This window comes from Brevundimonas sp. (assembly GCF_024711105.1).
In the GTDB taxonomy this organism is placed as follows: domain Bacteria; phylum Pseudomonadota; class Alphaproteobacteria; order Caulobacterales; family Caulobacteraceae; genus Brevundimonas.
The window spans coordinates 1-8,170 of the sequence record NZ_JANJTL010000081.1; the positions used below are offsets into that span (position 1 = coordinate 1).

General features: G+C 71.5%; 9 protein-coding genes. 4 read left to right on the top strand and 5 right to left on the bottom strand.

Annotation, left to right across the window (positions count from 1 at the left end; all coding sequences use genetic code 11):
• The first annotated feature begins 128 nt into the window (after window positions 1–128).
• Genes Q0M60_RS06025 through Q0M60_RS06035 form a run of 3 tightly spaced genes read left to right on the top strand, consistent with a single transcriptional unit; the run spans window position 129 to window position 1,584 of the window.
• The gene (locus Q0M60_RS06025; protein WP_296817248.1) at window positions 129–692 is read left to right on the top strand and encodes an RNA polymerase sigma factor; all 564 of its coding nucleotides are present in this window, start codon (window positions 129–131) and stop codon (window positions 690–692) included.
• Complete coding sequence (locus Q0M60_RS06030) at window positions 689–1,105, top strand: hypothetical protein (protein ID WP_296817251.1); 417 nt, start codon at window positions 689–691, stop codon at window positions 1,103–1,105. The genes Q0M60_RS06025 and Q0M60_RS06030 overlap by 4 nt, the downstream gene beginning before the upstream one ends.
• Window positions 1,102–1,584 (top strand): periplasmic heavy metal sensor, encoded by a 483-nt coding sequence (locus Q0M60_RS06035; protein WP_296817253.1) that lies wholly within the window; start codon window positions 1,102–1,104, stop codon window positions 1,582–1,584. Before Q0M60_RS06030 ends, Q0M60_RS06035 begins: the two co-directional genes overlap by 4 nt.
• Here Q0M60_RS06035 and Q0M60_RS06040 read toward each other — a convergent pair.
• The 3 genes from Q0M60_RS06040 to Q0M60_RS06050 all read right to left on the bottom strand — a co-directional run bounded on the left by Q0M60_RS06040 (window position 1,581) and on the right by Q0M60_RS06050 (window position 5,180).
• On the bottom strand, window positions 1,581–3,971 hold the full coding sequence (locus Q0M60_RS06040) for a PAS domain-containing sensor histidine kinase (protein WP_296817256.1): 2,391 nt from the start codon (window positions 3,969–3,971) through the stop codon (window positions 1,581–1,583). The two genes, Q0M60_RS06035 and Q0M60_RS06040, sit on opposite strands and share 4 nt — an antisense overlap.
• Before the next feature lie 139 nt (window positions 3,972–4,110).
• On the bottom strand, window positions 4,111–4,680 hold the full coding sequence (locus Q0M60_RS06045) for a hypothetical protein (RefSeq protein ID WP_296817271.1): 570 nt from the start codon (window positions 4,678–4,680) through the stop codon (window positions 4,111–4,113).
• An 89-nt stretch (window positions 4,681–4,769) separates the two neighbouring features.
• Window positions 4,770–5,180, bottom strand: a complete 411-nt coding sequence (locus tag Q0M60_RS06050) for a CBS domain-containing protein (RefSeq protein ID WP_296817260.1) — start codon at window positions 5,178–5,180, stop codon at window positions 4,770–4,772.
• A gap of 89 nt (window positions 5,181–5,269) precedes the next feature.
• On the opposite strand from Q0M60_RS06050, the gene Q0M60_RS06055 reads away from it, so the two are divergent.
• Window positions 5,270–6,769, top strand: a complete 1,500-nt coding sequence (locus Q0M60_RS06055; protein WP_296817263.1) for an aldehyde dehydrogenase family protein — start codon at window positions 5,270–5,272, stop codon at window positions 6,767–6,769.
• A 154-nt stretch (window positions 6,770–6,923) separates the two neighbouring features.
• Here the strand turns inward: Q0M60_RS06055 and Q0M60_RS06060 are convergent, their stop codons facing one another.
• Together Q0M60_RS06060 and Q0M60_RS06065 are read right to left on the bottom strand one after the other, a co-directional pair.
• Entirely contained in the window at window positions 6,924–7,529 is a 606-nt protein-coding gene (locus Q0M60_RS06060) for a DUF4126 domain-containing protein (protein WP_296817266.1), read from the bottom strand.
• Between the two features lie 3 nt (window positions 7,530–7,532).
• Window positions 7,533–8,093, bottom strand: a complete 561-nt coding sequence (locus tag Q0M60_RS06065; protein WP_296817269.1) for a hypothetical protein — start codon at window positions 8,091–8,093, stop codon at window positions 7,533–7,535.
• Window positions 8,094–8,170 lie beyond the last annotated feature (77 nt).

Consider the following 8,170-nt stretch of genomic DNA (forward strand, 5'->3'; position numbering starts at 1 on the left):
CGGCTTCCTGTCCCGCGAGGACCGGCAGGCTCGCTATGGGGCTCGCCGCGGCGGGGCGGCGGAGTAAGCTGCCATGACAGCCGGCGCGGCCTTCCAGGCCGCCCGCGGCAAGGGAGCGGCGAGGCGGCTTGGATCAGGGCACGGTCGATCCGGACGAGGATCTGGTGCGGCGCGCGGGCCGGGGCGACGCCGCCGCGGCCCAGGCCCTCGTCGCCCGCAAGCTGCCGCGCGTCCTGAGCCTGGCCTTCCGCATGCTCGGCGACCGCGAGGCCGCCGAGGACGTGGCGCAGGAAGCCATGCTGCGGGCCTGGCGGCAGGCCCCGCGCTGGACGCCGGGCGCTGCACGCTTCGACACCTGGCTTCACCGGGTGGCGATGAACCTCTGCTACGACCGGCTGCGACGATGGCGAGAGACGCCGACCGACACGCCCCCGGAAGGTGTGGATCCCGCGCCGGCGGCCGACCAGTGGCTGATGTCCGCCGAGACCTCGGCGCGGGTCCAGGCCGCGCTCCTGACCCTGCCGGAGCGGCAGCGCGAGGCGCTCGTGCTTTGCCACTTCCAGGAGCTGTCGAACGGCGAGGCGGCGAGCCTGATGAATGTCAGCGTGGATGCGCTGGAGAGCCTGCTGTCGCGGGCGAGACGGGGACTGAGGGCGCGGCTGATCGACGTCGCGCCAGGGGCTGAACCATGACCATGACACGCGATCGGTTCCGGACGCTGGTCCACGCCTACGGGGGTGATCCCCGTCGCTGGCCCGTGAAAGAGCGCGCGGCGGCGGAGGCGTTTGCCCGCGATGACTCCGAGGCGGGGGACTTGCTGGCTCTGGCGCGAGAGCTGGACGACCTGCTGGCAGACGCGCCGTCGCTTGAGGCGAGGCCGGAGTTTCGACAGGCGATCCTCGATCGCGCGCCGCGCGCCCGCCGCGGCCTGCGGCGCATCAGCCGGCTCGGCTGGCTGTCCGGCGCGGGTTGGGCCGCCGCCGCCGCGGCAGGCGCCGTCTTCGGCGTCGCGCTCAGCCACCAGCTGTTGCAGGACTGGCAGGCCGATGCGGTGATCGAGCAGGCCGCCGCCTGGCACCTCGACGAAGCGGAGTATCTGGGATGAGTCCGCGTAGCCTCAAGATCGCGCTCGCCGTATCGGTGACCCTGAACGTCTTCGTCGTCGGCGCCGTGGCCGGCGGCCTGATCGTCGGCGGCCGCGCGCTGCAAGAGCATCGCGAGGTGCGTGCGCCCGTTTTCGCCCTGGTCCGGTCGCTCGATGCGCCGGAGCAGGAACGCGTCAGGGGCGCGCTCAGGGAATCCGCCCTGGCCGCGCGCTCCGACTTCGAGGCCGCCCGGGCCGCCCGCTTGCAAGCCGTGGAACTGGCTTCGGCCCAGACCTTCGACCGCGCCGCCGTCGATGCCGCGCTTGAGCGTTCGCACCAGGCCGAAGGGGCGGGACGACGTCGGTTGGAATCGACCCTGCTGGACGTCATGGCCGATCTGGACCCGGCCGAGCGCCAGACCCTGTCGCTCGCCCTGGTGAGGCGAGGCCCGGAACGCGGCAGGCGCGACGGGGGCCGCCGTCATCGGGAGCGCCCCTAGGCCGCCTCGGACCTTTCGGCGGACTGACGCAGCGGCAGCAGCACGCTGACGACCGTGCCCTGGCCGGGCTCGCTGCGCATCTCGAAGCGGCCCTGATGCATCTCGATCAGCGACTTGGTCAGGGCCAGCCCCAGGCCGGTGCCCTGGCTGGTCCGTGCGTGCTTGGTCTCGACCTGTTCGAAGGGCCGGCCGAGCCGCTCCAGGTCCTCGGCCGAAATGCCGATGCCGGTGTCTGCGACCTCGAGCCGGGCCCAACCGTCCTCTTGCCGGGCCGTCAAGGTGATGGAGCCGCCGCGGGGCGTGAACTTCACGGCGTTGGACATCAGGTTCAGCAGGATCTGCTTCACCGCCCGGTAGTCGGCCTCGATCTCGGGCGCGCCCTCGGTGCGGACATGGAGCATCAGCCCGGCCGCGTCGGACCGGCCGCGGATGAGGCGGACGGCGTCGTCGCAGACCTCGGGCAGGTCCGTCGGCTCGAAGCGCATCTGCATCTTGCCGGCCTCGATCTTGGCCATGTCGAGCACGTCGTTGATCAGCGCCAGCAGGTGTTGGCCCGAGTTCAGGATGTCCTTGGAGTATTCCTTGTACCGGGCGTCCCCCAGCGGCCCGAACATCTCCGTCGACATGATCTCGGAGAAGCCGTTGATGGCGTTCAGCGGCGTCCGCAACTCGTGGCTCATGTTGGCCAGGAACTCGGACTTGGCCTGGTTGGCGGCCTCAGCGCGGATCTTGGCGGCCTCGTACTTGCGGGCCAGCAGCGACAGCTCGGCCTGGTTGGCTTCCAGCTGCTCGACCAGCTTCTGAAGCTCTTCCTCGTTCTTGCGGCGCATGGCCTCCTGGCGCTTGACCGCCGTGATGTCGGCGGCCGTGGCGACCGACCCGCCCTCGGTCGTGCGGCGTTCGGTCAGCTGCAGCCAACGGCCGTCGTGCAGCTCGATCTCCATCACGCCTGTAAGGCCGTCGGGGGACGGCACCTGGTTCCGGATCGCCAGGGCCGCGATCCGGGTCAGATTTTCCTTGGCCGCGCCGGGTCTGAGCACGCGTGGGTCGAAGCCGAAACTGTCGACGAAACCCTGGTTCCAGAGGACGAGCCGGTCGTAGCGGTCGAACAGCACGAAGGCGCCTGGCACGCTGTCGATGGCGTCGCGCAGCCGGCGCTCGGCCGCCACGGCGCGGGCCTTGGACATCCGTTCGTCGGTGACGTCCAGCGCCACACCGACCAGCTGCTCATAGCCGTGCTCCAGGCGCGGGCCGGCGGCCTGGCCGCGCGCCTCGATCCAGCGGGCGCGGCCGTCCGGATGCACAATGCGAAAGGCGACCTCGAAGGTGCCGTAGGCCGCCGCCTGCCGAAGGGCCAGCAGGAGCCGCTCCTGATGTTCCGCGGAAAGCAGCTCGAGGATGTCGTCGCCCTGGGCGACCGGGCCGCCGGGCCAGCCGAGCATCGCGGCCATCTCGGGCGACAGCACCACGCGGTCACGGTCGAGATCCCATTCCCAGACCCCGCATCGGGCGGCCTCGACCGCCATGCGGAACCGCTGCTCGGACTCGGCCTGGATGCGCACCGCGCGGCGGCTCTGGAGGATCAGCAGGGCCGTCAGCACCAGTCCTATGGCCAGCGGGCCGACCAGGATCCAGGCGCTGTTGAGCAGCGCCGACAGGCTGAGGTCGGGGCCGCTGTCGCGTATGGACAACACGAGCAGCGGGGCCCCGTCGACCGGCGCGGCCGCGACGCTCACCGGCCGATCACCGACGGATCCCCCGAGCACCGAGGCCGTGTCCGCCGCCTCGCTCAGCCGGGCGGTCTCCAGGCCCAGCGCGCCGGAAGCGGCGCCGGAAAGTTCGATGCCCCGGGTCAGGAGGACTAGGCCCGTGCGAGCATCGATGATCGCGGAGCCGAGCTGCTCGTCGCCGGCCAGGGCGGCGCCCGGATCGACCACCGCGACCAGGCCGCGTTCGGCCGACTGCCTGCGGATCACCAGCAACCGCCCGTCCGAAGCGGCGGCGTAGGCCGTCCCGGTCGCGGGCGGCGCGGGCAATCCCGGCGGCGCCGCAGGACCTGCGTTCGCGACGGGGCGACCCTGGGCGTCAACGACGGTGACCGTGGCCGCCCGGCCTCTCGCCAGCGACCGCGCCTCCTCGGCGGCGTCCAGGGGCCGGCCGGGCGCCCGGGCCAGGGAGGCGGCGGCCGTCTCAAGTCCGACCTCCACCGGGACCAGCGTCGACTCCAGGCGCGCGGCGCCCAGGTGGCTCTGCGACTGAAGCGCGCGGGCGACTTCGGCGCCTTCGTCACGCGGCCGTTCAGTGATCTGGCGAGCGTAGAGCGCGGTGTAGGCGGCGAGCGCGACGGCGGCGGCGAGGATCGAAATCCGCACCCAGCTCGGCATCATGGAGGGCGCACGGGGGGCGTTCGCGTCCGTCGCGCGCCTCCCTGGCTGTGCTCCGCGCCGGTCGGGCACGCGCCACTCCCTTGATTCGCCCTCGATCTGGAATCCTAGGCCGCGCCTCAGATTCGTGTCGAGCGGCCAATCAGGCGGCCTGGCCCTCCGAGCGCGGCTTGGCGTCGACGGGCGGGACCAGCACCTCGGTCACGGATTTCAGCGCGTCGCGGGCCTCGCGGGCCAGCCGTTCCATCTCGGGTGGGGCGTCGTCGCCGCTCTCGGTGACGCTGTGAACCAGGTCCTCGGCCAGTTTCATCAGCCGGGGCGCGGCGGCGATCAGCCGGGCCTGGAACTCGATCTTGTGGGGGTCCCGGTCGTATTCGGCGCCGGGCACGCGCCAGCCGCCCCAGTCCTGGGCGTCGGTCACCACGACCGGATAGGTGCCCGGGTGAGGATGGTGCGGGACGTCCTCGGCCATCTGCCACTTGTTGCGGGCGCGCATCAGGCGCCACGGGCCGGCGTCGTTGGCCGCGGGGTCTTCCTCGGGCGACATCAGTTCGTGCGCCAGGAACTCACGGCCGAGGCCGACGTCGTAGGTCACCCGCACCGGCTCGGCGAAGCCCTTGGCCCAGACCGGCTGGATGTTCTCCACCGTGGCCCAGGCGCCGACGCACTCGACCCAGACCTTCTGGCCCTTCTGGAATTGCGCGCGCGCCATGCAGTCCCCCTTCTGGAAGCGAGGGTCCAGCATGACGCACGTCCGTTGATGTCGGGTTCAGGCTCGCGGTGAACGAGTCCTTACCGGTATTAGGGCTTGGAGATGTCCTGAAGCGCGTCGCCGGAATGCCGGTCCTTGCCGGTGCGGGCCAGGTCGCCGAGCGCCACGACGCCTACCAGACGGTCGGTCTCATCAATGACGGGCAGGCGACGGATCTGCTTGTCGCCCATGAACTCCAGCGCGGTCTTCACGTCCTCGCCCTCGCGCAGCCAGTGCACGTCGCGGCTCATCACCTCGGCCACCGGGGTGTCGAAGGACTTGCCCTCGGCGAGCGCGCGGACCGTCAGGTCGCGGTCGGTGACCGTGCCCTGCAGCCGCTGGCCGTCGCAGACCGGCATGAAGCCGAAGTCGCCCTGGGCCATGCGCTGGGCGACCGACTGGATCGTGTCCTGCGGATTGGCGACCTGCACGTCGCGCGACATCACTTCGTTGATCTTCACGGCGTCTCTCCTCGGTGGGGATGGATGCGCTGAAAACGGCTTCGAGCCGCGCCTGTTCCCCTCGCGCCAGCGCCGCACTATGGGGAGCCATGAGCCAGACTCCCGCCGCCCACGCCGCCGCCATTCTTGATCGCCTCGGGGTCACCCGATCCGCCGACGGCCTGGCCTCCTTCACGCCCATCGACGGCTCGGAGCTCGGCCGCGCGCCGCTGACCCCGGTCGCGGACCTGTCCGGCGTGCTCGACCGAGCCGGGGAAGCCTTCCGCGCCTGGCGGCGGGTCCCCGCTCCGCGCCGCGGCGAACTCGTGCGTCTGCTCGGCGAGGAGCTGCGCGCCGCCAAGGACGACCTGGCGGCCCTGGTCACTCTGGAATGCGGCAAGATCGCCTCCGAGGGCCTGGGCGAGGTCCAGGAGATGATCGACGTCTGCGACTTCGCCGTCGGCCTGTCGCGCCAGCTCTACGGCCTGACCCTGCCCAGCGAACGGCCCGGCCACCACATGCGCGAGACCTGGCAGCCGCTGGGCCCCGTCGGCGTCATCACCGCCTTCAACTTCCCCGTCGCCGTCTGGGCCTGGAACGCCGCGCTCGCGTTCGTCTGCGGCGATCCCGTCATCTGGAAGCCGTCCGAGAAGACGCCGCTGACCGCTCTGGCCGTCCAGGCGGTGTTCGAGCGCGCCGCCGCGCGCTTCGGCGACGCCCCGGCGCACCTGTCCCAGGTCGTCATCGGCGAGCGCGACCTCGGCGAGGCCCTGGCCGCCGATCCGCGCGCCCCGCTGATCTCCGCCACCGGCTCGACCCGCATGGGCAAGGCGGTGGCCGCGACCGTCGCCGGCCGTCTCGGCCGCTCCCTGCTCGAGCTCGGCGGCAACAACGCCATGATCGTGACCGACAGCGCCGACCTCGACATGGCCGTGCGCGCCATCGCCTTTTCGGCCGTCGGCACCTGCGGCCAGCGCTGCACTTCCTTGCGCCGCCTCATCGTCCACGAGAGCGTCGCCGACACCCTCGTCGCCCGCCTGACCAAGGCCTATGAGACCCTGCCCATCGGCGACCCGCGCGAGGCCGGCGTGCTGGTCGGGCCGCTGATCGACGATGACGCGGCCCGCAACTTCGCCGCCGCGCTCGACCGCGCCCGCACCGAAGGCGGCGAGGTCCTCACCGGCGGCGGCCGTCTCGACCGGGCCGGCGTCTACGTCCGCCCGGCCATCGTGCGCATGCCCGCCCAGACGCCTGTGGTCATGCACGAGACCTTCGCGCCGATCCTCTACGTCCTGACCTACCGCGACTTCGACGCGGCGGTTGAGCTCCAGAACGCGGTGCCGCAAGGCCTCAGCTCCTGCGTCTTCACCGACCGGCTGCGCGAGGCCGAGACCTTCCTGTCGGCCTGGGGCTCGGACTGCGGCATCGCCAACGTCAACATCGGTCCCTCAGGCGCGGAGATCGGCGGCGCCTTCGGCGGCGAAAAGGAGCCCGGCGGCGGCCGCGAATCCGGCTCCGACGCCTGGAAGGCCTACATGCGCCGCCAGACCCAGACGGTGAACTTCTCCACCGACCTCCCGCTGGCCCAGGGCGTGAAGTTCGACGTGTGAACTCCTTCTCCCCTCGGGGGAGAAGGTGGGCGGCGGAGCCGCTCGGATGAGGGGGCTCTATCGGCGCACTCGTCGTCGATGGCCTGCCCGCTGAAGCAACCCCCTCAACCGTCTCGCTCCGCAAGCCAGCTTCTCCCCCGAGGGGAGAAGGAAACTACGCAGGCGTTGGCCGCTTCGGCCGAACCTTCCGGAAGAGCCGCCACACCGCCCACAGCAGCAGCAACAGCACCACCGGGATCAAGAGCGGGATCACGAAGGCGATCAGCACGGTCACGAAGGCCAGCACGTCCTCCACCACCGACAGCACCGGATTGCCCAGCCCGCCCGTGGTCGCCGTCGAGGCCGCCCGGGTTCCGCTCTGCGCCGCCCCGAAGGCCAGCGCCGTCGGCGCGCCCACGATGACCCCTGCGATCGCCGCCGTCGTCGGATCGAGGCCCGCGAACACGCTGCCGGCCGCCACCGCGCCCGCCACCGGCCGCGCCACGATCCCCACCGCATGCAGGGCGTTGTCCAGCACCGGCACCTTGTCGGCCAGGATCTCGACCACCGTCGCCACGCCCAGCGCCGCGATCGCCGCGTTCGAGGTCAGCCAGGCCATGGACTCGTTCAGCTCGATCCCGAACAGCTGAAACCTGGCCGCCAGCGCCGCCATCAAAAGCGGCACGAAGATCCTCAGGCCCGAGGCCGCCGCCAGCCCGAGCCCAAGCAGGGCCGGCATGCCCCAGGTTCCGATGAGTTCCTGAGCGCCGTCGAGGTCCACCGGCTAGCCGCCCGACTGCAAGGTCAGCCGCGTCTGGTTCCGGAACCGCCAGGCGTCATCGCCCGCGCCGAGGGGCCGCACTTCCTTGACTGACAATAGTTCGTCGCCTGCGCGGGTCTCGGTCACGCGGATGTCTGCCGGGGCGTCGTCGTCCTCGCCGACCCTGCGATAGACGATGGTCCAGGACTGCGGACCTTCGTAGGCCACGATCTCGACCGTCTCCGTCAGCAACTCCACCTCACGTCCTTCGCGGAAGGTCGCCGTGGTCACGGTCCCGGCCTGCGGGTCGTCCAGGCTGGTGCTGACGATCCAGACCGTGCCCGCCGGTCCGTCATCGAACGCGGAACGACGGATCGCGGTCACCCCGTCGTCCACTACGTCGATGCTGGTCCTGACCGGAAGTTCGAAGAGGCGGTCTGTCTGATAGTCACGATAGCCGAGGGCGCCGACCCAGCGCCCCTCCAGCCCGGCCCGTAGTTCCGTCGCCGTCGGCGAGGCCTGCGCCCAGGCCAGCCCCGCGCCCGCCGCCCACAGGCCAAGCGCTATCGCCGCCGCCTTCAGCATTCGCTGCTCCCTAGAACTTCCGCCTGCCGGAGACCGTCTCGAAGAACATCCGCCAGTCGCCCATCAGGCTCCACAGC

Bases quoted from the DNA above. Each gene is read 5' to 3' on its own strand.
- Q0M60_RS06030 (WP_296817251.1), top strand. From the start codon at position 689: ATGACCATGACACGCGATCGGTTCCGGACGCTGGTCCACGCCTACGGG.
- Q0M60_RS06035 (WP_296817253.1), top strand. From the start codon at position 1,102: ATGAGTCCGCGTAGCCTCAAGATCGCGCTCGCCGTATCGGTGACCCTG.
- Q0M60_RS06040 (WP_296817256.1), bottom strand. From the start codon at position 3,971: ATGATGCCGAGCTGGGTGCGGATTTCGATCCTCGCCGCCGCCGTCGCG.
- Q0M60_RS06045 (WP_296817271.1), bottom strand. From the start codon at position 4,680: ATGGCGCGCGCGCAATTCCAGAAGGGCCAGAAGGTCTGGGTCGAGTGC.
- Q0M60_RS06055 (WP_296817263.1), top strand. From the start codon at position 5,270: ATGAGCCAGACTCCCGCCGCCCACGCCGCCGCCATTCTTGATCGCCTC.
- Q0M60_RS06065 (WP_296817269.1), bottom strand. From the start codon at position 8,093: ATGCTGAAGGCGGCGGCGATAGCGCTTGGCCTGTGGGCGGCGGGCGCG.